Origin of the sequence: Vibrio sp. 10N.261.51.F11, assembly GCF_041471665.1 — a bacterium.
In the GTDB taxonomy this organism is placed as follows: Bacteria; Pseudomonadota; Gammaproteobacteria; order Enterobacterales; family Vibrionaceae; genus Vibrio; species Vibrio crassostreae_C.
Map to the genome: position 1 here is coordinate 121,161 of NZ_JBFROW010000006.1, position 24,686 is coordinate 145,846.

Below are 24,686 nucleotides of genomic sequence, written 5' to 3' on the forward strand. Positions count from 1 at the left end.
AGCTAGACCGAATATGTTCGAACAAAATCTGACTTCAGAAGCATTGACAGTAACTACAGTTACATCACAAGACCAAATCACGCAGAAGCCACTACGTGACTCAGTTAAAGCATCATTGAAAAATTACCTTGCTCAATTAAACGGTCAAGAAGTCAGCGAGTTATACGAATTAGTATTAGCTGAAGTTGAACAGCCACTACTAGACACTATCATGCAGTACACTCGCGGTAACCAAACTCGCGCAGCAACCATGATGGGTATTAACCGCGGTACTCTTCGCAAGAAACTTAAAAAATACGGCATGAACTAATCGTTCTTTCGTAATTTATTGAATTGAAAGCCAAGCTCATTGTTGAGTTTGGTTTTTTTTTGGCTTGTCGATCCGTGATAGTCGCTGATTACTCTCCAGTGCGACAGCAGCGACCTTTGTCGACGTTTGCTGAGTCCAAGGCTGCTAGAATCGAACAATGGCTTGCATCATCGTCTACGTGACCACAACACGCATCATTAATCTTTTTAAGTGCGGTGCGAATCTTAGTTAACTCGGTAATCTTCTCATCAATCATCTCTAGCTTTGCTGAGGTAATCGACTTCACTTCAGCGCAACTGTGCTGTGTGGCCTCGAGGCGAATCTCAAGCAATTCTTTAATCTCGTCCAAACTCAGCCCCAACGCTTTAGATTTGAGAATAAACGTCACCTGTTTCTGGTTATTTTCATCATATAGGCGATAACCCGAGTCACTGCGACTGGCTGGCGCGATCAGGTTATTCTTCTCATAAAATCGCAAGGTATCGGCTGTCACACCGCATCGCTTCGCTAATTCACCGATCTGAAACATGTTTTTTCCTACTGTTTCGTCCATTCCACAATTAACCTTATCGTTACTTTTCAGGCTGAAATGGCACTTTTCACAATTAATTTTGAGATGCCAAACGATTGCGCGAGCTTTTTTGTAATAAATTAGTTAGAATCTGCGCCATCAAATTTGGAGTTGGTTATCTTATAGCTTAATCATAAGACTAACCCAAAAGGTCTTTACCAAAACTGGCCAATATTTTATCTCTTACTGGTATCTAAGATAATCCACGCTAAGAAGATAGAAACAAGTTCTTTTTTGGCAAATATCTTTATTTTAACCCCATGAATTTGAGGAAGATGGAAGCATGAATAACGCTCGTCCAATTCGCCGCGCTCTAATCAGCGTATCAGACAAAACTGGTATCGTTGAATTTGCACAAGCTCTTGCTAACCGTGGTGTAGATATCCTATCTACCGGTGGCACTGCTCGCCTGCTTGCTGAAAAAGGCATCTCTGTTACAGAAGTATCTGACTACACTGGTTTCCCAGAAATGATGGATGGCCGTGTTAAGACTCTGCACCCAAAAGTTCATGGTGGTGTTCTAGGCCGTCGTGGCCAAGATGATGACGTGATGGAAACTCACGGTATCAACCCTATCGATATGGTTGTTGTAAACCTATACCCATTCGCAGAAACCGTTGCTAAAGAAGGTTGTACCCTTGCTGATGCTGTTGAGAACATCGACATCGGCGGCCCTACAATGGTTCGCTCTGCAGCGAAAAACCACAAAGACGTAACGATCGTTGTTAACGCACACGACTACGAGCGCGTTGTGGCTGAAATGGACGCGAACGAGCAATCTCTAACCCTAGAGACTCGCTTCGACCTCGCTATCGCGGCATTTGAGCACACGGCCTCTTACGACGGCATGATCGCTAACTACTTCGGCACTATGGTTCCTAGCTACGGCGCGAACAAGGAAGGCGATGAAGAGAGCAAATTCCCTCGCACGTTCAACCAACAGTTCGAGAAAAAGCAAGACATGCGCTACGGTGAGAACAGCCACCAGGCAGCCGCATTCTACGTTGAAGCAAACCCTGAAGAAGCATCAGTTTCTACAGCTCGCCAGATTCAAGGTAAAGCCCTTTCTTACAACAACATCGCTGACACCGACGCAGCACTTGAGTGTGTGAAAGAGTTCGACCAGCCAGCATGTGTGATCGTTAAGCACGCTAACCCATGTGGTGTTGCACTAGGTGAAGACATCCTAGAAGCTTACGACCGTGCATTCAAAACAGACCCAACTTCTGCATTTGGCGGCATCATCGCTTTCAACCGTGAGCTAGACGCTGCAACAGCAACGGCTATCACTGAGCGTCAATTCGTTGAAGTTATCATTGCACCATCAGTTTCTGCTGAAGCAGTAGCAATCGTAGCGGCTAAGAAAAACCTTCGCCTACTTGAGTGTGGTGAGTGGACAACGAAGACAACTCGCTTTGACGTTAAACGCGTTAACGGTGGTTTGCTAGTTCAAGACCGCGACCAAGGCATGGTGTCTGAAGATGACCTTAAAGTGGTTTCTAAGCGCCAACCTACAGCTGAAGAATTGAAAGATGCTCTATTCTGCTGGAAAGTAGCGAAATACGTTAAATCTAACGCTATCGTTTACTCGAAAGGCGACATGACAATTGGTGTTGGCGCTGGCCAAATGAGCCGCGTTTACTCTGCGAAAATCGCAGGCATCAAAGCTGCAGACGAAGGTCTACAGGTTGAAGGCTGTGTGATGGCATCAGATGCATTCTTCCCATTCCGTGACGGTATCGACGCGGCTGCAGAGGCTGGCATCAAGTGTGTTATCCAACCGGGCGGCTCTATGCGTGATGACGAAGTTATCGCAGCAGCAGACGAACACGGCATGGCGATGATCTTTACGGGCATGCGTCACTTCCGCCACTAATCAGAATAGGCTCTAGGTTTTCCTAGAGCCTTTTTTATTCGTTTAACCGTTCATTAATGTTGGCGTTTTACTCATCAACGTTAATAGAAATTTTAATTTTTAGAGCAAAATCAGATTGCCTAGTTCAAGGAAAACACGCGGAGCTTATGACTATAAGTGAGCATGTTTGACGCCGAAATAGGTAATCTGATGAAGCTATCAAAGGTAAAATAAAATGAATGTATTAATTATTGGTGCCGGCGGTCGTGAGCATGCACTAGGTTGGAAAGCAGCACAAAACCCAAACGTTGAAACAGTATTCATCGCTCCAGGTAACGCAGGTACTGCACTTGAGCCAAAACTAGAGAACGTAAACATCGGCGTTGAAGACATCGCTGGTTTAGTCGCGTTTGCTCAAGATAAAAAAATCGAACTGACTATCGTGGGCCCTGAAGCACCATTGGTTATCGGTGTGGTTGATGCATTCCGCGAAGTAGGTTTGCCAATCTTCGGCCCTACTCAAGCTGCAGCACAGCTTGAAGGCTCTAAAGCATTCACTAAAGACTTCCTAGCTCGTCATGATATCCCAACAGGTTACTACTCAAACTTCACTGAGATTGAGCCAGCTATCGCTTACGTTCGCGAGCAAGGCGCTCCTATCGTAGTGAAAGCTGACGGTCTTGCGGCAGGTAAAGGCGTTATCGTTGCGATGACCCTTGAAGAAGCAGAAGACGCAATCAAAGACATGCTAGCGGGCAACGCCTTTGGCGAAGCAGGCAGCCGCGTTGTTATCGAAGAGTTCCTCGAAGGCGAAGAAGCAAGCTTCATCGTAATGGTTGACGGCTCTAGCGTGCTTCCTATGGCCACCAGCCAAGATCACAAACGTGTTGGCGACAAAGACACTGGGCCAAACACGGGCGGCATGGGTGCTTACTCTCCTGCGCCGGTTGTAACTCCAGAAATCCACAACCGTATCCTTGAGGAAGTTATCTACCCAACGGTACGTGGTATGGACGCAGAAGGCGCACCTTACACAGGTTTCCTTTACGCTGGCCTAATGATCGATGCTGACGGCACACCTAAAGTTATCGAATACAACTGCCGCTTTGGCGACCCTGAAACGCAACCTATCATGATGCGTATGGAGTCAGACCTTGTTGAACTTTGCCTAATGGCTATCGACGAGAAGCTCGACGAAGCAGAATCGAAGTGGGATCCACGCGCTTCTATCGGTGTTGTTCTTGCGGCTGGCGGTTACCCTGCTGACTACGCAAAAGGTGACGTTATTTCACTACCAACAAGCGAAGTTGAAGGCCAAAAGGTTTTCCACGCGGGTACGACAAATAATGAAGCTGGCGACGTTGTGACAAACGGCGGTCGTGTACTTTGTGCAACAGCACTGGGCAATACGGTTTCTGAGGCTCAAGAGCGCGCTTACGCGTTGACGAAGCAAGTTAGCTGGAATGGTATGTTCCACCGCAATGATATTGGTTACCGTGCGATTGCGCGCGAACAAGAGCAGTAAACAATCTTGTTGCTCGCTTACTTTCCAATAACAGTAAGCAAATGACAGCAAGTGAATAACAGAAAAAGGCGCCTCAATAGGCGCCTTTTATTATCTCATTTACACAAGAATCTGTATTTGTACAGACAAATAGGCACTTGGCCTACAGTAGGCCAAATACTCTCAATCCTTTGATTACTCGCTATTCTTTCAACAATGATGGCCTAACGACACAATCATGGCTGTCTTCAGCCAGCATCAGTAACTCTTCCACGCTCATCTTACCCAGTGAATCACTGCCAAGAAACGCCGCATAGCTTTCCACAGACGCCAATCGGTCAATCACGAAGCCTGGCAAGGTCTGGTTAAATTCAATGCGATCAAACTCACCACCAGCGCACGTTTTAAAAGAGCTGCCATTCCAGTAACCCTGAATCAGCCTAAGCCCTTCATCATGCTGCTTCGTTGTGGTCTCTAGAACCGACGTCGCTTCTTTCTGATAGTTTTCAAGCTGCTTGGCTTGGATAGGTAAGATTTTGCTATCAATACGATACTGTTGATACACAGCTTCGCCTGACTTATTGAAACGCACATGGACTCGATAGGGAACCAGCTCATTAGAAGAGTTACGCTGCTCGCCTTCACGAATGAATTCACGAAGCACGCCTTCTGACCAAGCATAATCAGTTTGGTACCAGCCGTAATCGCCGACAGTGACGTAGTCAGCTGAAGTATGAGGTTGTGTTAGCTTGTTTGTAACCCAGTAGAAACTCGTCGCGTCGCCCATGACTTGGCCGCCAGTGTGAGTTTCAAATTGCTCTAGGTTTTTGCGAGGGCTTGTTGAAGAACAGCCAATAAGAAATGTAGATAATAGTGAAACGAGAAGAAATGCTTTTTTCATAAAAACCTGTACCGAGGTGGAATACGACTACCTCGGTACAGTTTAGATTATTTCACTGAATCTTTCAGCGCTTTACCTGCAACAAATGCTGGAACATTTGCAGCAGCGATTTGGATCTCATCACCAGTTTTTGGGTTACGACCAGTGCGAGCTGCACGGTGGTTTACTTTAAAAGTACCAAAACCAATTAGCTGAACTTGATCGCCATCTTTAAGAGCATCTGTAACACCGCCAAGAGTCGCTTCTAGAGCAGCTTTAGCTTGTGCTTTAGAAAGGTCCGCTTTTTCAGCAATAAAGTCGATTAATTGAGTCTTGTTCATTTTAGGTTTCCCTTCTTTGTATTTTTGAATTCAATTCACTCTAAAACATAAATGCCCCATCTGGCAAAGGTTTGTCGTCGATCTTTAGCTCTAATGCCGTAGTTTTAGCCATAATATGAGTAATAACTCACAATTTGTTACTGATTTTATTAAGCAAGCCCTTGTTTAAAAGGGGCTGAGAGCAAAATTAATGATGACCTAGCCACTACTTTTTCACTATAATCCACGCTAAATCGCTGCTAAAGCGTACAATTTAATTTAAGGGCAAACATGCTGCTGCTATCTATTTACGTCTCCATTGCTATTGGAGTTTCTTTCATTTGTTCTGTTTTGGAAGCTGTACTTTTGAGTATTAGTCCGAGCTACATTGCTCAACTAAAACAAAATGGGCACCCTGCAGCAGAGTCTTTAGACAAACTGAAAACAGATATTGACCGCCCGCTTGCGTCAATTTTAACGCTCAACACCATCGCCCATACTATCGGTGCTGCGACAGCAGGTGCACAAGCGGCTGTCGTTTTTGGTAGCCAATGGTTAGGTGTCTTCTCTGCCGTGCTAACGCTAGGTATCTTGGTATTATCTGAGATTGTTCCAAAAACCATTGGTGCAACCTACTGGCGTCAACTTGCTCCTGCTTCGGCAAGCGTGCTTCGTTGGATGGTGTTATTCCTAACACCGTTTGTATGGTTCTCAGAACAGATCACCAAACGTCTTGCTCGTGGCCACCAAGCACCAAAAATGCGTGATGAGTTATCTGCAATGGCGATTTTGGCAAAAGAGAGCGGTGAATTTGCAGAAGGCGAGTCAAAAATCCTGAGCAACCTACTGGGTATTCAAGATGTACCCGTGACTCAGGTAATGACGCCGCGCCCAGTGGTATTCCGTGTTGATGCGGAAATGAGTGTGAATACGTTCCTAGAACAACATAAAGACACGCCATTCTCACGTCCGCTGGTTTACAGCGAGCAGAGTGACAACATCATCGGTTTTGTTCACCGCTTAGAGCTGTTTAGATTGCAGCAAGCCGGTTGTGGTGAGAAAGCTTTGGGTGAAGTAATGCGCCCTATCCACGTGTTGCTGAACAACATGGGCTTGGCTAAGGCCTTTGACCAGATGATGGCAAACCGCCTGCAGCTTTCCTTAGTAGTTGACGAGTACGGTACGATTCAGGGCATCATCACCCTAGAAGATATCTTTGAGCACCTAGTGGGCGAAGAGATCGTCGACGAGGCAGATAAAACGACTGACATGCAAGAACTGGCATTTCAGCGTTGGGAGCAGTGGAAAGAAACACACGGTGTTATCGAAAACCGCGATGAAGAGGACGAGCTAGAGGAAAAAACTCTAACAGACAACGACACCTCAGACTCAAAGTCAGCGGATGAAGACAAGGTTCAAAAAGAAGACAAAAAAGACGCTTAATCTCAATTTGATAGCGTCAGATACAACAAAGGCTCCCTAGGGAGCCTTTGTTTTTATTCGTACTTTGATGCGATAGCGAATTATAACGCTACACCAATGTTACTTACTGGGTCTTCACGCAGTTCGTGGCGTAGATCTTTGATCAGCTCTAGGTCACGCTCAGTCGTTTCACGTAGAGGTCGGAAGATGGCCCACTGAACGTCCCACTCTTCACACACCGCTTCGTTTTCTTTCTGGTTTTCGTTTGTCACTTCTTCAGCGCCTTGAGCAAACTCAAGCTCAGCAACCGTCTTCACCGATTGTTGACTCACTTTAATTACAGTTTCAAGCAGATGCTCACGGTCAAGTAAGCCATGGATTAACGTTGCTAAGCCTTGGCACGCGTCCATCGCAGGGTAAACACCGTAGAAATCAAAATCATCTCCACTTGGGAATAGCTCTTCGACTTTCTCAAGCTGACGCTCAAAATTCACCTTTGCCGTTTTAACGGTTAAGATTTCCCAAATGCTATCCAAAACATCACGATAGATTCGAGCTTCCGCAAATTCTGTATTCTCACAAAACATGGCATAGTTAGGGTACATACGCTCACATAGACACGCCATAAAGGTAATTTGTTGCCAAGGTTCTAACTTTTCTAGACGAACCTGCAGTGGATTCTGAAGCATAGTCACTCAATAATTGCAGAAAAAGACAGCGAAAGTGTACTTGATAAACCTAGGATGGAAAAGGTAGGCCGATGAACAATTTTACGAATAAGCTCTATATTCTTACTGAGCATGACGATACTTATACGCAACTGATTCTAAACCAAGGGTTACCTGACCTCGAAATCACTCAAAACCCCGAATTAGCTGAGATCGTGCTGGCTTCTCCTCCTTTAATCGCGGAGCGACTTAATGAGTTTAAACATCTAGACTGGGTGCAAAGTACCTACGCAGGAATCAATAAACTCACTCAGCCGGATCTTCGTCAAGATTATACGCTGACCAACGTCAAAGGCATCTTCGGTCCTGCGATTGCTGAATACGTGTTAGGTTACACGATCAGCCACTGTAGACACTTCCCTCACTACCACCAGCAACAAGCACAACGAAGCTGGCAGCCACAGCTATATACTAGCCTAACTGACAAAACCATGGTGATTTTAGGAACAGGTTCAATCGGAAGTCATTTAGCGAAAACCGCAGCTGCCTTTGGTATTCATACCATTGGAGTCAACCGTACCGGCATCCCAACAAAGCAAGAGACCTTTAAAGAAACTTTCCACATCAATGAGATAGAGGCTGCCCTTAAGCAAGCGGATATTGTGGTCAACACCTTGCCATCAACAGCTGAAACCTATCAATTACTCAATCAAACGACCTTAAGTTACTGCTCGAATGTACTGCTGTTTAATGTTGGCAGAGGAGAGAGCTTAGATAACAAAGCCTTGCTGCTAGCGATTAAGAATAAGTGGGTTGAGCATGCTTTCTTGGATGTGTTTGAAAGTGAGCCCCTCTCGCAGGAGCACCCTTTCTGGACATTACCGCAAGTGACCATCACCCCGCACATTGCAGCGCTGAGTGAGCCAAGGCAAGTGATAGAGATCTTCGCCGAGAATTACCAACAGTGGCGAGATGGCTTTACACTTAATCATGTCATCGATTTTGATAAAGGTTACTGATGTCCTCTTCGTTACTTAAAGAGATTCGACAATGCCGAGCTTGTGAGCCTCACCTATCACACGGTGCCAACCCGGTGATTCAAGCGCATCCAAACGCGCGCTTGCTGATCATAGGTCAAGCGCCGGGTATCAAGGTGCATGAGTCGTCCATCCCTTGGAATGACGCCAGTGGCGAACGATTAAGAGGATGGTTAGGGATAGATAGCGATACTTTTTACGACGAGCAAAAAGTCGCGATTGTGCCTATGGGGTTTTGTTATCCGGGGAAAGGGAAAAGTGGTGATCTCCCACCACGCAAAGAGTGCGCGGAGCTTTGGCACAACAAAGTGCTGCAATCTCTACCCAATGTTCAAATGACACTGCTGATTGGCCAGTACGCACAAAACCATTACCTAACAAACAAAACCACCAGCACATTGACCGAAACCGTGCGTGATTGGCAAAGGTGGGCGCCTGAGTTTTTGCCATTACCCCACCCTTCGCCACGCAATAATATCTGGCTCAAGAAGAACCCTTGGTTTGAAAATGAAGTCATTCCTTATATCAGGAAACACATCTCAGAGCATTTGGCCTACCATGATCCAAATGCCTGATTAACTGTACACAATAAGATTAAACCGCCATCAAATGCCAATTTCAGACAATAAAAAAGCGCTGTTGGTTTCCCAACAGCGCTTTCAATAATCTTACTCAGAATTACTTGTGGTAAGGCTTAGACAATTCGTGAACAGCGTCAACGAATACACCAGCATTCTCTGGCGGTACATCTAAGTGGATACCGTGGCCTAGGTTAAATACATGACCGGTACCACCGTCGCCGAAGCCTTCAAGGATGCTGCCCACTTCTTCGCGAATACGTTCAGGTTGAGCGTAAAGCATTGAAGGATCCATGTTACCTTGCAGAGCAACTTTGTCGCCGATGCGAGCTTTTGCATCTGCGATGTTGATTGTCCAGTCTAGACCAACCGCATCACAACCTGTTGCTGCGATAGACTCAAGCCACATGCCGCCGTTCTTAGTGAACAGAGTAACCGGTACACGGCGACCTTCGTTTTCACGGATTAGGCCATCAACGATTTTGTGCATGTATTGCAGTGAGAATAGGTTGTAGTCACGAGGAGTCAGTACACCACCCCATGTATCAAATACCATTACCGATTGAGCACCCGCTTTAATTTGCGCGTTCAAGTATTCGATAACACTGTCAGCCAGCTTGTCTAGAAGCAGGTGCAGCGTTTGTGGTTCTGCGTACATCATCTTCTTGATCTTAGTGAATGCTTTAGAGCTTCCACCTTCAACCATGTATGTCGCTAGAGTCCATGGGCTACCAGAGAAACCAATCAGTGGCACTTCGCCTTTCAGGTCTTTACGGATCTGACGAACGGCATTCATTACGTATTGAAGCTCACCTTCTGGATCTGGTAGGCCAATCTTCTCTACGTCAGCTTTACACGTGATAGGACGCTCAAATTTAGGGCCTTCACCTGTTTCAAAGTACAAACCTAAGCCCATTGCATCAGGGATAGTTAGGATGTCTGAGAACAAGATTGCCGCATCAAGCGGGAAACGACGTAAAGGTTGAAGTGTTACTTCGGATGCCAGTTCCGCGTTTTTGCACAAAGACATGAAATCGCCCGCTTCAGCGCGCGTTGCTTTGTATTCAGGAAGATAGCGGCCAGCTTGGCGCATCATCCATACCGGTGTGTAATCAACAGGCTGTTTTAAAAGTGCGCGTAAATAGCGATCGTTTTTTAATTCGGTCATTCCGTTAAATTCCAATTCAATCTTGTCTAGTTTTGATGGCAAGTATTCTAACACTGATTGAAGGGTAAAAGCTGTGTGCTTTGCAACCTAGATCAAGTTATTAACTTTTAAATCAATGCTTAATTTGCACCCAATTACGGGAGCATGTTAAAAATTTGTTCGCTAGCGAAAATTACAATTATAACATCTGAGTAGTCACTACTCAGCATCTCATAACGACATCTTACTTACCCCCTCCACTTGTGGAGGGTTTTTTTTAGCTTTTGACCACCCATAGGCCAAATACTATTACAGGCAAATTAGTGCTCTAGCATCTGCTCCGTCACACCATCTTTCATCACGTCATCAACGGTTTTCTCAATCAACTGTCTCGCAATGGTTCCAACAGGAGCAACATCAGGTAGGCTTGTTACGTCAAACCATTGAGCATCCGATAGCTCGCTGTAATCAGGCTTAAGCGTACCACCAGCATAATCTGCGAGAAAGCCCATCATCATACTTGATGGAAACGCCCATGGCTGGCTGCCAAAATAACGAATATTATCGACATCGATACCCGTTTCTTCTTTGACTTCTCTTGCCACACACTGCTCTAAGGTTTCTCCGACCTCTAGGAAGCCCGCTATCACGGTATACATGCCTGTTTTATGTCTTGGGTGCTGTGCAAGCAATATCTTGTTGTCGTTTCGTACAGCGACAATGATGCACGGGAAGATACGGGGGTAGTGAAGCGTGCGGCAATCTCCACACTGCATCGCCACCTGGTTATGATTGAGATGATTTCGACCACCACACTGAGGGCAAAAACGCATACTTTGAGTCATATGCCCATATTGGATGGCTTTGCTTGCAGTCAAGAAACTCACTTCAGGCCAGTGCAGTAACTCTCTTAGGCTGACCATGCTCAGCTCATTCTCCACATCACAATCGTTGAGCCAATACACCTTGCGACCTTGATGCTGACCAATACAGATTGCATGCTCCACACTCAGCCCAAGCTCTTCAGCAGAGCCAAACGGAAACTGATCATTATTAACCCAAATATCACTACCAGAAACGACGCACCAATAAGCTTGCTCTGTCATTTTGTTATCACTTTTTTTTAACATCCCTATGCCTCATTGCTTGCAGTTCGTTCATTTTACTGGCAATCTAATTTCATACTAGAGTTGTAGCAGAGAATATTTCAAGCTATTAATTTTAGTAGCTACCAATAAAACGGACCCTGCTTAGGCAATTACTTGATCACAAGGTTGTGATCAGATCATGAGGACATGGTCATGCTAAATAAATTCAAACAAATACAAGAACAATGGGGTGGCTCTAATGAGGTCATCGATCATTGGCTCGAAACTCGACAGTCTCTAATCGTTGAGTATTGTAAGCTAGGTGCCCTGCAGCCAGCTAGCAACGGGCAATCAAACGTTGTTGAACTCCCTTCTCCTAAAGAAATAAGCTCATTCTGTGATCATGTTGTCGATTATATCTCAGAGGGTCATTTTAAGATCTACGATATGGTCATGAAAAAATGGCAAGCAACAGGCTTTAAAACCAATGACGAGATTGATACAACTTACGCGAAGATCGTACTTACAACCGAGCCGCTTCTAGAATTCAATGATAAGTACGTTAAAGTAAATGCAGACGATGAGTTGCCTAACTTCGAAGGAGATATGTCCAAAATAGGTGAACTACTCGAACTACGTTTTGAAGTAGAAGATAATCTTATCCAGCTTATTGCAGACAGTTTAGCGATTCCACCAGGCGCTTAGTTAGCCGAATCCTTAATAAGCTTGCCTCTGTGCAAGCTTTTTGTTTTGTCTGTAAGGTTATCCAAACTACCCAGAACCTTTCAGACAGAGCTTACTCGCTCGCCCTGACCTTTAGCCATAAGCATATGGTTACAGCCCTAATCAGCCTAATCATCTCTACCCTTTATCTTACTGGCCTCAAAGAGCACTCTTCAGGACATAAATCCAACCTCACCAGCTAGATAAGCACACCTATCACTTTATAAGTCATAGCTAAATACCAATACGCCAGATACAAAAAAGGCACCCGAAGGTGCCTTTTTCTTATCTCTTAGAGACTACTCGTAGAGCTTACTCTTCTGAAGAGAAACCAGCGTTTAGAAGTGCTGCTAGATTGTCAGTAGCTTGTTCAGCTGAAGGACCTTCTTGCTCTTCTTCACGTTGTTTTTGACGCTCTTGGTGGTATGCGAAACCAGTACCAGCTGGGATCAGACGACCAACAATTACGTTCTCTTTCAGACCGCGAAGGTCATCACGCTTACCAGAAACCGCAGCTTCTGTTAGTACGCGAGTCGTTTCTTGGAACGATGCAGCTGAGATGAATGACTCAGTTGCAAGAGATGCTTTAGTAATACCTAGTAGATCACGTTCGAAACGTACTAGTTCTTTACCTTCAGCTTCTAGCTTACGGTTAGCAATCTTAACATTGTGGTACTCAACTTGTTCGCCAGGTAGGAACGGAGAGTCACCAGAATGAGTGATTGTACACTTACGTAGCATTTGACGAACGATAGTCTCGATGTGCTTATCGTTAATCTTTACGCCTTGTAAGCGGTAAACTTCTTGAACTTCGTTCGCGATGTACTGAGTTACTGCGTGGATACCACGTAGACGCAGGATATCGTGTGGAGTTTCAGGACCGTCGGCGATTACATCACCACGTTCAATCTTCTCACCTTCGAACACGTTCAATTGACGATGCTTAGGAATCATCTCTTCGTAAGCGTCACCGCCTTCACGAGTGATTACTAGACGACGCTTACCTTTCGTTTCTTTACCGAAAGACACAGTACCTGTGTGCTCAGCAAGGATCGCAGGCTCTTTAGGCTTACGAGCTTCGAATAGGTCAGCTACGCGTGGTAGACCACCGGTGATATCTTTGTTTCCGCTCGATTTTTGAGGGATACGAGATAGTGTGTCACCGATGCCAACTTCAGCGCCATCTTCGATGTTTACAATCGCTTTGCCAGGTAGGAAGTAGTGAGCTGGCATATCAGTACCAGGGATCATTACGTCGTTACCTTGCTCATCAACAAGTTTGATAGCTGGACGCATATCTTTACCTGCTGCTGGGCGAGCTGCTGCGTCTGTAACTTCACTTGAAGAAAGACCCGTTAGATCGTCAGTTTGACGAGAAACTGTAATACCATCGATCATATCTACGAATTGGATACGACCTGCCACTTCAGTGATAATTGGCATGGTATGCGCTTCCCAGTTAGCTACAACTTCACCAGCAGTAACTGCTGCGTTGTCGCCTTTGGTTAGCATCGAACCGTAAGGAAGTTTGTGCTTCTCTTTAGTACGGCCGAATTCATCAATAATCGTCATCTCAGATGCACGAGAAGTGATAACCAGTTTCTTATCTTTGTTAACTACGAACTTAGCATTGTGAAGTTTCACAGTACCAGTTGTCTTAGCTTGGATGCTGTTCTCTGCTGCTGCAGTAGATGCCGCACCACCGATGTGGAACGTACGCATCGTTAGCTGTGTACCCGGTTCACCGATAGATTGTGCAGCGATAACACCAACTGCTTCACCTTGGTTCACTAGGTGACCACGTGCTAGGTCACGACCGTAACACTGTGCACAACAACCGAAGTCTGCATCACAGGTAACAACAGAGCGCACTTTCATGCTATCTACTGAGTTGTCTTCCATGATTTGACACCACTTCTCATCAATCAGAGTATTACGTGGAATCAGTACATCTTCAGTACCAGGCTTAAGAACGTCTTCAGCTACTACACGACCTAGAGCAAGCTCAGAAAGTGCAACTTTAACGTCACCACCTTCGATGTGAGGCATCATGTCGATACCTTCATGCGTGCCACAGTCATGTTCGTGTACTACAACGTCTTGAGCAACGTCTACTAGACGACGAGTTAGGTAACCCGAGTTTGCTGTTTTCAGTGCTGTATCCGCAAGACCCTTACGAGCACCGTGCGTTGAGATAAAGTACTGAAGGACGTTTAGACCTTCTTTAAAGTTCGCTGTGATCGGCGTTTCGATGATTGAACCATCTGGACGCGCCATCAGACCACGCATACCTGCTAGCTGACGAATCTGAGCTGCAGAACCACGTGCGCCCGAGTCGGCCATCATGTAGATGCTGTTGAATGATTCTTGCTGTTCTTCTTCGCCGTCACGGTTGATAACTGTTTCAGAAGATAGGTTATCCATCATTGCTTTCGCAACGCGGTCATTCGTAGATGCCCAGATATCGATAACTTTGTTGTAACGCTCACCCGCAGTAACAAGACCAGATTGGAATTGCTCTTGGATTTCGCGAACTTCTTCTTCAGCAGATTCAATTTCATCGTATTTCGCTTGAGGTACAACCATATCGTCGATACCTACAGAAACACCAGAAAGTGCAGCGTATGCAAAACCTGCGTACATGATTTGGTCAGCAAATACTACTGTATCTTTTAGACCAAGCTTACGGTAACACTCGTTAAGAAGAGTAGAGATCTGCTTCTTACCTAACTTTTGGTTAACGATGCTGTACGGTAGGCCAGCTGGAACGATTTGCCATAGCATTGCACGGCCGACAGTTGTATCAACCATCTTCGTTTCAGTAGTGCTGTTACCATCTTCGTCTACTACAGTTTCGGTGATACGTACTTTAACGCGAGCGTGTAGCTCAGCAGTCTTAGTACGGTATGCCTTTTCAGCCTCAGCAGGGCCAGCAAGGTACATACCTTCGCCTTTCACGTTGATCTTGTCACGTGTCATGTAGTAAAGACCCAATACAACGTCCTGAGAAGGTACGATGATCGGATCACCTGACGCTGGCGACAGAATGTTATTCGTCGACATCATCAGTGTACGTGCTTCAAGCTGTGCTTCTAGAGTTAGAGGCACGTGTACCGCCATTTGGTCACCATCGAAGTCGGCGTTGTATGCCGCACACACTAGTGGGTGAAGCTGAATCGCTTTACCTTCGATTAGTACTGGTTCAAACGCTTGGATACCTAGACGGTGAAGTGTAGGTGCACGGTTAAGCAGTACTGGGTGTTCGCGGATTACTTCGTCCAGGATATCCCAAACGATAGCTTCTTCGCGCTCTACCATCTTCTTAGCAGCTTTGATTGTCGTAGCCATGCCACGAGTTTCTAGCTTGCTGTAGATGAACGGCTTAAATAGCTCAAGTGCCATCTTCTTAGGAAGACCACACTGATGTAGACGAAGGTATGGACCTACTGTGATTACAGAACGGCCAGAGTAGTCTACACGTTTACCTAGAAGGTTCTGACGGAAACGACCTTGTTTACCCTTGATCATATCAGCAAGAGATTTCAGAGGACGCTTGTTAGAACCAGTGATAGCACGACCACGACGACCGTTATCTAGAAGTGCATCAACAGACTCTTGCAGCATACGCTTTTCGTTACGTACGATGATGTCCGGAGCAGCTAGCTCTAGAAGGCGCTTCAAACGGTTGTTACGGTTGATCACACGACGGTAAAGGTCGTTCAGATCTGAAGTCGCAAAACGACCGCCATCTAGTGGTACTAGAGGACGTAGATCTGGCGGCAGAACCGGAAGTACAGTCAGAATCATCCATTGCGGATCGTTACCCGATGCAATGAACGCTTCAACTAGCTTCAGGCGCTTAGTAACTTTTTTACGCTTAGTTTCTGAGTTAGTCGTTTCTAACTCTTCGCGCATTTCTTCCACTTCTTGATGAAGGTCCATTGTTGCAAGCAGATCTTTGATCGCTTCAGCACCCATCTTAGCAGTAAATTCGTCACCCCACTCTTCTAGACGATCCAGATACTCTTCTTCAGTAAGCATCTGAGATTTTTCTAGATCAGTCATACCTGGTTCAGTTACTACGTACATCTCGAAGTAAAGAACACGTTCGATATCACGTAGAGGGATATCCATTAGTAGACCGATACGAGACGGCAGTGATTTTAGGAACCAGATGTGAGCAACTGGTGAAGCTAGCTCGATGTGGCCCATGCGGTCACGACGAACTTTAGTTTGTGTAACTTCAACGCCACACTTCTCACAGATAACACCACGGTGCTTCAGGCGCTTGTATTTGCCACAAAGACATTCGTAGTCTTTAACTGGACCAAAAATACGTGCACAGAACAGACCATCACGTTCAGGTTTGAACGTACGATAGTTAATTGTTTCCGGCTTTTTAACTTCACCAAAAGACCATGAACGGATCATGTCTGGTGAAGATAGACCGATTTTGATTGCATCAAATTCTTCGGTCTTATGCTGTGCTTTTAGAAAGTTTAATAAGTCTTTCACATTCAGCTCCTGTAAGGAGTTAAAGGAGCTCACTGCTGTAGCAAGCTCCCTTTTACCAAATAATCCTATCTTCTTTTAAAAAGAAGGAGGGATTACTCTTCGTCTTCTAGCTCGATGTTGATACCTAGCGAGCGAATCTCTTTCAACAGTACGTTGAACGACTCAGGCATACCAGGTTCCATGCTATGGTTACCGTCTACGATGTTCTTATACATCTTAGTACGGCCGTTAACGTCATCTGACTTAACTGTTAGCATTTCTTGTAGAGTATATGCAGCACCGTATGCTTCTAGTGCCCATACTTCCATCTCACCGAAACGCTGACCACCGAACTGAGCTTTACCACCAAGTGGTTGCTGAGTTACTAGGCTGTAAGAACCAGTTGAACGAGCATGCATCTTGTCATCAACCAAGTGGTTCAGTTTCAGCATGTACATGTAACCAACAGTTACAGGACGCTCAAACGAATCACCAGTACGACCATCAAACAGTTTAAGCTGACCAGATTCTGGCAGATCACCCAGTTTAAGTAGTTCTTTGATTAGAGACTCAGAAGCACCGTCGAACACAGGAGTAGCAATCGGTAGACCGCCACGTAGGTTCTTGATCAGTGTACGAACTTGATCATCAGACAGTTCAGCAATATCAACTTTCTGACGAGTATCACCAAGATCGTAAACCTTCTGTAGGAACTCACGGAACTTATGCAGTTCTTGTTGTTCCTTAACCATTTGGTTGATCTTGTCACCGATACCTTTCGCAGCCAAACCTAAGTGAACTTCTAGGATCTGACCGATGTTCATACGCGATGGTACACCCAGCGGGTTAAGTACGATGTCTACAGGCTGACCTTTCTCATCGTATGGCATGTCTTCAACAGGGTTAATCTTAGAGATTACACCTTTGTTACCGTGACGACCGGCCATCTTATCACCAGGCTGGATACGACGTTTAACCGCTAGGTAAACTTTAACAATCTTAAGAACGCCAGGCGCTAGATCATCACCTTGAGTGATTTTACGACGCTTAGTTTCAAACTTCTTATCGAAGTCTGCTTTTAGCTCATCCCACTGCTCAGCAAGTTGCTCAAGCTGTGTTTGTAGCGCATCGTCTTCTAGAACTTGCTCTAGCCATTGCTTACGACCGATAGTATCAAGCTTAGCTTCAGAGTAACCACCAGACAGAAGTACAGCTTTAACACGGTTAAGAAGGCCACCCTCAAGAATTTGGAACTCTTCAGTTAGGTCTTTCTTAGCTTCTTTAAGCTGCATCTGTTCGATTTCAAGTGCACGCTTGTCTTTCTCTACGCCATCGCGAGTGAAGACTTGTACATCGATGATAGTACCCGAAACAGAGTTTGGTACACGTAGAGAAGTATCTTTAACATCAGATGCTTTCTCACCGAAGATAGCACGTAGTAGCTTCTCTTCAGGAGTCAGTTGAGTTTCACCTTTAGGGGTTACTTTACCAACTAGGATGTCGCCACCCTTAACTTCAGCACCAATGTAAACGATACCTGACTCGTCTAGTTTAGACAGAGCAGACTCACCTACGTTTGGAATATCAGCTGTGATCTCTTCAGAACCCAGCTTAGTATCACGAGCCACACAAGATAGTTCTTGGATGTGGATTGTCGTGAAACGGTCTTCTTGAACTACGCGCTCAGATACTAAGATCGAGTCTTCGAAGTTGTAACCGTTCCAAGGCATGAATGCGATACGCATGTTTTGGCCAAGAGCTAGTTCACCAAGGTCTGTTGAAGGACCATCAGCAAGAACATCGCCACGTGCAACTGGTTCACCAGGAAGTACAGTTGGACGTTGGTTAATACATGTGTTTTGGTTCGAACGCGTGTACTTAGTTAGGTTGTAGATATCGATACCAGCTTCGCCAGGTACCAATTCATCTTCGTTAACCTTAACTACAATACGAGAAGCGTCTACAGACTGAACTTGACCACCACGTTTAGCAACCGCTGTAACACCAGAGTCAACTGCGATGTTACGTTCGATACCAGTACCTACTAGAGGCTTATCAGCCTTAAGTGTTGGTACAGCTTGACGTTGCATGTTGGCACCCATCAATGCACGGTTCGCATCATCGTGTTCTAGGAACGGGATAAGCGAAGCAGCGATAGATACTACTTGGTTTGTCGCAACGTCCATGTAGTCAACGTGATCGCGTGGGTGAAGACCAGATTCACCTTTTTGACGAGCTGTGATTAGCTCATCTGCAAACGTACCTTCTTCAGTAAGAATGGTGTTTGCTTGCGCGATTACGAATTGACCTTCCTGGATTGCAGACAGGTAATCAACTTCTTCTGTTACTACACCATCTACTACACGACGGTACGGAGTTTCTAGGAAACCGTAATCGTTACAACGTGCAAACGCAGATAGTGAGTTAATTAGACCGATGTTTGGACCTTCAGGCGTTTCGATCGGACATAGACGACCGTAGTGAGTTACGTGAACGTCACGTACTTCGAAGCCTGCGCGCTCACGAGTAAGACCACCAGGACCTAAAGCAGAGATACGACGTTTGTGCGTAACTTCTGACAATGGGTTGTTTTGGTCCATGAACTGTGAAAGCTGTGAAGAGCCAAAGAATTCTTTAACTGCAGCAGAGATCGGCTTAGCGTTGATAAGATCTTGAGGCATGATTGCATCAAGGTCACCAAGGCTTAGGCGCTCTTTAACGGCACGTTCTACACGAACTAGACCAACACGGAATTGGTTTTCTGCCATTTCACCTACAGAACGGATACGACGGTTGCCAAGGTGGTCGATATCGTCCACTTCACCAATACCGTTACGGATACCAATCAGTTTCTTCATCACTTCGATGATGTCTGATTCATCCAGAGTACCGCGCTCTTCTTCTTCTTCACGCTCGATAGAGCTGTTGAACTTCATACGGCCTACAGTTGATAGGTCGTAACGTTCTTCAGAGAAGAATAGGCTTTCGAATAGAGACTCTGCAGCTTCTTTCGTTGGTGGCTCGCCAGGACGCATCATGCGGTAGATTTCTACCAATGCAGAGATGCGATCTACTGTGCTATCTGCACGTAGAGTGTCTGACATGAATGGACCGTGATCTAGGTCATTCGTGAACAGAGTTTGTAGAGCCTTGTGGCCTGCTTGAGACAGGTTAGCAAGAGCTTCTAGGCTAATCTCTTGGTTCGCGCCAACGATGATCTCGCCAGTTGCTTCGTTGATGTAATCTTTAGATGCAACTTTACCAACGATGTACTCTACTGGTACTTCGATGTGCTCAACGCCATCTTTTTCAAGTTGACGGATATGGCGAGCAGTAACACGACGACCAGTCTCAACGTAAGTTTTACCGTTTGCTTCGATGTCGAATGACGCAGTTTCACCACGTAGACGATCAGGAACCAACTCCATAAGAAGAGTTTGGTCTTTCACTTCGAAGTTCACTTTGTCGAAGAACAGATCAAGGATCTCTTCAGTCGATTTACCAAGTGCACGAAGAATAATCGATGCTGGTAGCTTACGACGACGGTCGATACGTACGAATAAGTTATCCTTAGGATCGAACTCAAAGTCTAACCATGAGCCACGGTAAGGAATTACACGTGCGTTATAAAGAACTTTACCTGATGAGTGGGTCTTACCCTTATCACTGTCGAAGAACACGCCTGGGCTTCGGTGCAGCTGGGATACGATAACCCTCTCGGTACCATTAATTACGAAAGTACCATTGTCTGTCATAAGCGGAATTTCGCCCATGTAGACTTCTTGTTCTTTAATGTCTTTTACAGTACCTGCTGGTGCATCTCGATCAAAGATAACTAGACGTAGTTTTACGCGTAGTGGCTTTGAGTAAGTAACACCGCGGATTTGACATTCTTTAACGTCAAAAACTGGCTCACCAAGACGGTAGCTAACGTATTGCAGCTCAGAATTGCCGTTGTAGCTCTGAATTGGAAATACAGAACGGAAAGCAGCTTCAAGACCGTATTGACCTTCTGGATCCTGTTCGATGAATTTGTCGAAAGAATCAAGCTGGATCGATAACAGGTATGGAATGTCCAAAACTTGTGGACGAGTACCAAAATCCTTACGGATGCGCTTTTTCTCGGTATAAGAGTAAACCATGGGGTTCCTCAGCTCGCTGATAAGTGACCCAAACCACCCAAAACACTCTTCAGAGGGGGTGGTGACAAACAGCTGTTTAGTGGTAGTGAACAATCATTTCGAAAAAATGACTGTTTTTTTGCTCGGATTATGACGGTTAAACAGCGGAAATTTCGCCATAGCCCTACAGCGCAAAAAGGCCGGTGGTTAATAAACCACCAGCCATTAGCCTTGCGGCTATGAAATTAAGTAATAATTACTTGATTTCAACAGAAGCGCCAGCTTCTTCTAGCTGTGCTTTAAGAGCTTCAGCTTCAGCTTTGTCAACGCCTTCTTTAAGCGCTGCAGGAGCTGAGTCTACAAGACCTTTAGCTTCTTTAAGACCTAGGCCAGTTGCGCCACGTACAGCTTTGATAACTTGTACTTTGTTAGCGCCAGCAGCAGTTAGGATTACGTCGAATTCAGTTTGCTCAGCAGCAGCGTCGCCGCCAGCTGCGCCACCAGCTACAACTGCAGCTGCAGCTGAAACGCCGAATTTCTCTTCCATAGCTTCGATAAGCTCAACAACTTGCATTACAGACATTTCTGCAACTGCGTCTAGGATTTGCTCGTTAGTAATAGACATAACAATTCTCTTTTAAGTCAACAATAAGTTTAATTTGCAACCAGTGAAAAGCAAGGCTTAAGCCGCTGCTTCTTCTTTTTGGTCACGTAGTGCAGCGATAGTACGAACCAGCTTGCCAGCAGAAGCTTCTTTCATGCACATCATTAGGCGTGCGATAGCTTCGTCGTAAGTTGGTAGTGTCGCTAGTACTTCAGCATCAGTAACTGCGCCTTCAAATGCAGCAGCTTTGATCTCGAAATCTTTGTTCTCTTTAGCGAAGTCTTTGAAAAGACGCGCTGCAGCACCTGGGTGCTCGTTAGAGAACGCGATCAGAGTTGGACCAGTGAAAGTGTCTACTAGACACTCGTAGTCTGTACCCTGAACCGCACGGCGTGCTAGTGTGTTACGAACAACTTTCATGTAAACACCCGCTTCGCGAGCTTGTTTACGTAGAGAAGTCATTGCGCCAACTTCAACGCCACGAGAATCAGCTACAACTGCAGAAAGTGCACCACTGGCAGCTTCGTTGACTTCAGCAACAATTGCTTTTTTGTCTTGAAGATTTAAAGCCATTTGGATTAACCTCTGGTTGTGATTACAGCACCCAATACAAAATGTATTGAGCGTTTACGATGTTATTTAAAAATGAATAAATCCACTTCAAACCACAACATCGCCTACGTAGGTTTTATTAAGCTATCAATAATCTAATGAAAATCGACAGCGCCTACGGTCTTGGGATAGATGATTTCAAATTGCTTTAAAACCACCCAACCACAAATATTAGGCGCAGAAGTATACACTAAATCTGCGCCTAAGCAAATTAGTTTGCTTGAGTATCAAGACTAGCTTGATCAACAGCAACACCAGCACCCATCGTAGTAGAGATGCTTACTTTCTTCAGGTAAGTACCCTTAGCTGAAGAAGGCTTAGCTTTCTTAAGAGCAACTAGAAGTGCTTCTAGGTTCTCTTGAAGCTGGCTAGCTTCGAAAGATGCTTTACCGATAGTAGTGTGGATGATGCCGTTCTTGTCGTTACGGTAACGAACCTGACCAGCTTTAGCGTTCTTAACCGCTTCAGCAACGTTAGGAGTTACAGTACCAACTTTAGGGTTTGGCATAAGGCCGCGTGGACCTAGGATTGTACCTAGTTGACCAACAACACGCATTGCATCTGGAGAAGCAACAACTACGTCGAAGTTCATTTCGCCTTTTTTCACTTGCTCAGCAAGATCTTCCATACCAACGATATCTGCGCCAGCAGCTTTAGCAGCTTCTGCGTTTGCACCTTGAGTGAAAACAGCAACGCGGATGTCACGGCCAGTACCGTGAGGTAGCACAGTTGCGCCACGAACGTTTTGGTCAGATTTACGAGCATCGATGCCTAGGTTAACAGCAACGTCTACAGACTCAACGAATTTAGCAGTCGCTAGTTCTTTTAGAAGAGCAACAGCTTCGTTGATTTCGTATTCTTTAGTTGAGTCAACTTTATCGCGGATTACGCGCATACGCTTAGTAAGTTTAGCCATGATCTTATCCCTCTACCACTAGGCCCATTGAACGAGCAGTACCAGCAATAGAACGTTTCATTGCTTCGATGTCAGCACCAGTCATATCAGCAGCTTTAGTTTCTGCGATTTCCTGAACTTGAGCGTCAGTAACAGTACCAACTTTCTCAGTGTTTGGACGACCTGAACCAGACTTAACGCCAGCAGCTTTCTTAAGAAGAACAGCAGCAGGTGGAGTCTTAGTTACGAACGTGAAAGAACGGTCGTTGTAAACAGTAATAACTACTGGAGTAGGTAGACCTTTCTCAACAGATTCTGTTTTTGCGTTGAACGCTTTACAGAATTCCATGATGTTCACGCCGTGTTGACCTAGAGCAGGACCAACCGGTGGACTTGGGTTTGCCATACCAGCTGCAACTTGCAGTTTGATATAAGCTTCAACTTTCTTAGCCATGATATTTCCTAATATTTTGGGTACATGCGCTAGCCGCAAGGCGAGCTCCCCATAAATTCAATTAACTCTTTTTCACTTCCACAGAAGCAAAAAGGCGCGAAATTATAATCATAATTCGCGCCTTTAACAACCCTAAAAAGGTGATTTTTTATACTCTTTTATTTTGAACAACTTATGAAGTATTTATCCACAGCTTGTTCAAAACTTAGAGTTTTAGTCCAGTTTTTCAACCTGACCAAATTCAAGCTCAACCGGTGTTGCACGACCAAAGATCGATACAGATACCTTAATGCGGCTTTTCTCGTAATCTACTTCTTCAACAGTACCGTTGAAGTCAGCAAATGGACCATCGTTCACACGAACCACTTCACCCGCTTCGAACATTGTCTTAGGACGTGGAGACTCGCTCGCTTTCTCTAGACGGTTCAAGATAGCATCAGCTTCTTTATCAGTGATTGGTGCAGGACGATCAGAGGTACCACCAATGAAGCCCATAACACGCGGAATGCTGCGTACTAAGTGCCATGATTCATCATTCATGATCATTTGAACTAATACGTAGCCAGGGAAGAATTTACGTTCACTTTTACGGCGTTGGCCTGCACGCATTTCCACTACTTCTTCAGTAGGTACTAGCACATCGCCAAATAGTTCTTCCATGTTGTGCATTTTAATATGCTCGCGTAGCGACTGTGCAACACGACCTTCAAAGCCAGAAAAGGCTTGAACTACATACCAACGTTTTTTTGGAGCTTCACTCATGAATCAGAACCCTCTACACCCCAGTTGCTAGAGAAACTAGACGGACCATAATGCCGTCAATTCCCCAAAGCACTAGAGACATAACAATACATACAGCTAAAACGATCAATGTAGTTTGCATAGTTTCTTGGCGAGTAGGCCAAACAACTTTACGAATCTCCATACGAGATTCTTTTGCAAAATCGATCGCAGCTTTACCTTTAGTTGTTGTTGCTGCAACGCCTAGTGCGGCAGCAATCAGCACAACTACACCTGCAGCGCGAATTACAACAGACAATTCACCATACAGGTAATTACCCACAACAGCAGCAGCCAACAGAACAAAAGCGACAATCCACTTCATTGTATCTGCTGCACCTGAGCTATCAGGAGTTTCAGCGTTTGCTTTCATAAAACCAACCTGTGATAAGTCTTAAATATAGACGACAATAACCCCGCTGTTGCAGGGCACATTCCTTTGCGTTGCAAAACAACACATCTAACAGTCATTTTAGTCAAAAAGACCGTTTAATTCTTTGCTAAGAGCAAAAATCGATGTCAAAACATCCAACTCTTTTTTTAGCGCAGAAAAAGGGCATCAAATGATGCCCTTTTTACTAGTGGTTCGTCAAATCTTATGCAAAGATTTTAGCTACAACACC

At 45.2% G+C, this 24,686-nt stretch carries 21 protein-coding genes; 7 read left to right on the top strand and 14 right to left on the bottom strand.

Annotated features, from left to right (window positions below; translation table 11 throughout):
* The first annotated feature begins 13 nt into the window (after window positions 1-13).
* The gene (gene fis / locus AB4351_RS03655) at window positions 14-310 is read left to right on the top strand and encodes a DNA-binding transcriptional regulator Fis (protein WP_004729744.1); all 297 of its coding nucleotides are present in this window, start codon (window positions 14-16) and stop codon (window positions 308-310) included.
* A gap of 88 nt (window positions 311-398) precedes the next feature.
* On the opposite strand, the gene zntR is transcribed toward fis, so the two are convergent.
* Window positions 399-839: a Zn(2+)-responsive transcriptional regulator gene (gene zntR / locus AB4351_RS03660; RefSeq protein ID WP_017062704.1), complete on the bottom strand. Its 441-nt coding sequence runs from the start codon at window positions 837-839 to the stop codon at window positions 399-401.
* Between the two features lie 325 nt (window positions 840-1,164).
* Here zntR and purH point away from each other — a divergent pair, with 325 nt between their 5' ends.
* Window positions 1,165-2,757 carry a bifunctional phosphoribosylaminoimidazolecarboxamide formyltransferase/IMP cyclohydrolase gene (gene purH / locus AB4351_RS03665; protein WP_372125085.1) on the top strand — a complete coding sequence of 531 codons (1,593 nt, stop codon included), beginning with the start codon at window positions 1,165-1,167 and terminating at the stop codon, window positions 2,755-2,757.
* A gap of 214 nt (window positions 2,758-2,971) precedes the next feature.
* Complete coding sequence (gene purD / locus AB4351_RS03670) at window positions 2,972-4,261, top strand: phosphoribosylamine--glycine ligase (protein ID WP_017062702.1); 1,290 nt, start codon at window positions 2,972-2,974, stop codon at window positions 4,259-4,261.
* Window positions 4,262-4,442: 181 nt separating this feature from the next.
* On the opposite strand, the gene AB4351_RS03675 is transcribed toward purD, so the two are convergent.
* Complete coding sequence (locus tag AB4351_RS03675) at window positions 4,443-5,141, bottom strand: DUF1481 domain-containing protein (protein ID WP_017063655.1); 699 nt, start codon at window positions 5,139-5,141, stop codon at window positions 4,443-4,445.
* A gap of 47 nt (window positions 5,142-5,188) precedes the next feature.
* On the bottom strand, window positions 5,189-5,461 hold the full coding sequence (hupA, locus tag AB4351_RS03680; RefSeq protein ID WP_004729753.1) for a nucleoid-associated protein HU-alpha: 273 nt from the start codon (window positions 5,459-5,461) through the stop codon (window positions 5,189-5,191).
* 270 nt (window positions 5,462-5,731) lie between these two features.
* Here hupA and AB4351_RS03685 point away from each other — a divergent pair, with 270 nt between their 5' ends.
* Window positions 5,732-6,883: a CNNM domain-containing protein gene (locus AB4351_RS03685; protein ID WP_372125087.1), complete on the top strand. Its 1,152-nt coding sequence runs from the start codon at window positions 5,732-5,734 to the stop codon at window positions 6,881-6,883.
* An 80-nt stretch (window positions 6,884-6,963) separates the two neighbouring features.
* On the opposite strand, the gene AB4351_RS03690 is transcribed toward AB4351_RS03685, so the two are convergent.
* Entirely contained in the window at window positions 6,964-7,551 is a 588-nt protein-coding gene (locus tag AB4351_RS03690) for a YjaG family protein (RefSeq protein ID WP_004729756.1), read from the bottom strand.
* A gap of 71 nt (window positions 7,552-7,622) precedes the next feature.
* Here AB4351_RS03690 and AB4351_RS03695 point away from each other — a divergent pair, with 71 nt between their 5' ends.
* Entirely contained in the window at window positions 7,623-8,549 is a 927-nt protein-coding gene (locus tag AB4351_RS03695; protein WP_372125089.1) for a D-2-hydroxyacid dehydrogenase, read from the top strand.
* Window positions 8,549-9,142: a uracil-DNA glycosylase family protein gene (locus AB4351_RS03700; RefSeq protein ID WP_372103960.1), complete on the top strand. Its 594-nt coding sequence runs from the start codon at window positions 8,549-8,551 to the stop codon at window positions 9,140-9,142. Before AB4351_RS03695 ends, AB4351_RS03700 begins: the two co-directional genes overlap by 1 nt.
* Window positions 9,143-9,245: 103 nt before the next feature.
* Here AB4351_RS03700 and hemE read toward each other — a convergent pair whose 3' ends face one another.
* Together hemE and nudC are read right to left on the bottom strand one after the other, a co-directional pair.
* Window positions 9,246-10,313: a uroporphyrinogen decarboxylase gene (gene hemE, locus AB4351_RS03705; RefSeq protein ID WP_017060530.1), complete on the bottom strand. Its 1,068-nt coding sequence runs from the start codon at window positions 10,311-10,313 to the stop codon at window positions 9,246-9,248.
* A gap of 299 nt (window positions 10,314-10,612) precedes the next feature.
* Window positions 10,613-11,422 carry an NAD(+) diphosphatase gene (gene nudC / locus AB4351_RS03710; protein ID WP_102429034.1) on the bottom strand — a complete coding sequence of 270 codons (810 nt, stop codon included), beginning with the start codon at window positions 11,420-11,422 and terminating at the stop codon, window positions 10,613-10,615.
* A gap of 165 nt (window positions 11,423-11,587) precedes the next feature.
* On the opposite strand from nudC, the gene AB4351_RS03715 reads away from it, so the two are divergent.
* On the top strand, window positions 11,588-12,085 hold the full coding sequence (locus AB4351_RS03715; protein WP_032545724.1) for an Rsd/AlgQ family anti-sigma factor: 498 nt from the start codon (window positions 11,588-11,590) through the stop codon (window positions 12,083-12,085).
* A gap of 330 nt (window positions 12,086-12,415) precedes the next feature.
* Here the strand turns inward: AB4351_RS03715 and rpoC are convergent, their stop codons facing one another.
* From rpoC to secE, 8 genes are all read right to left on the bottom strand, one after another.
* Window positions 12,416-16,618 (bottom strand): DNA-directed RNA polymerase subunit beta', encoded by a 4,203-nt coding sequence (gene rpoC / locus AB4351_RS03720; RefSeq protein ID WP_017060527.1) that lies wholly within the window; start codon window positions 16,616-16,618, stop codon window positions 12,416-12,418.
* 92 nt (window positions 16,619-16,710) lie between these two features.
* Window positions 16,711-20,739 (bottom strand): DNA-directed RNA polymerase subunit beta, encoded by a 4,029-nt coding sequence (gene rpoB, locus AB4351_RS03725; protein ID WP_017060526.1) that lies wholly within the window; start codon window positions 20,737-20,739, stop codon window positions 16,711-16,713.
* A gap of 235 nt (window positions 20,740-20,974) precedes the next feature.
* Window positions 20,975-21,343, bottom strand: coding sequence for a 50S ribosomal protein L7/L12 (gene rplL, locus AB4351_RS03730; RefSeq protein WP_017060525.1), 369 nt, complete (start codon window positions 21,341-21,343; stop codon window positions 20,975-20,977).
* 57 nt (window positions 21,344-21,400) lie between these two features.
* Window positions 21,401-21,895, bottom strand: a complete 495-nt coding sequence (gene rplJ, locus AB4351_RS03735; protein ID WP_017060524.1) for a 50S ribosomal protein L10 — start codon at window positions 21,893-21,895, stop codon at window positions 21,401-21,403.
* 250 nt (window positions 21,896-22,145) lie between these two features.
* Entirely contained in the window at window positions 22,146-22,850 is a 705-nt protein-coding gene (rplA, locus tag AB4351_RS03740) for a 50S ribosomal protein L1 (protein ID WP_017068866.1), read from the bottom strand.
* 4 nt (window positions 22,851-22,854) lie between these two features.
* On the bottom strand, window positions 22,855-23,283 hold the full coding sequence (gene rplK / locus AB4351_RS03745; RefSeq protein WP_010435555.1) for a 50S ribosomal protein L11: 429 nt from the start codon (window positions 23,281-23,283) through the stop codon (window positions 22,855-22,857).
* Window positions 23,284-23,496: 213 nt separating this feature from the next.
* Window positions 23,497-24,045, bottom strand: a complete 549-nt coding sequence (nusG, locus tag AB4351_RS03750) for a transcription termination/antitermination protein NusG (protein ID WP_010435556.1) — start codon at window positions 24,043-24,045, stop codon at window positions 23,497-23,499.
* A gap of 13 nt (window positions 24,046-24,058) precedes the next feature.
* Window positions 24,059-24,436 (bottom strand): preprotein translocase subunit SecE, encoded by a 378-nt coding sequence (gene secE, locus AB4351_RS03755; protein ID WP_010435558.1) that lies wholly within the window; start codon window positions 24,434-24,436, stop codon window positions 24,059-24,061.
* Window positions 24,437-24,686 lie beyond the last annotated feature (250 nt).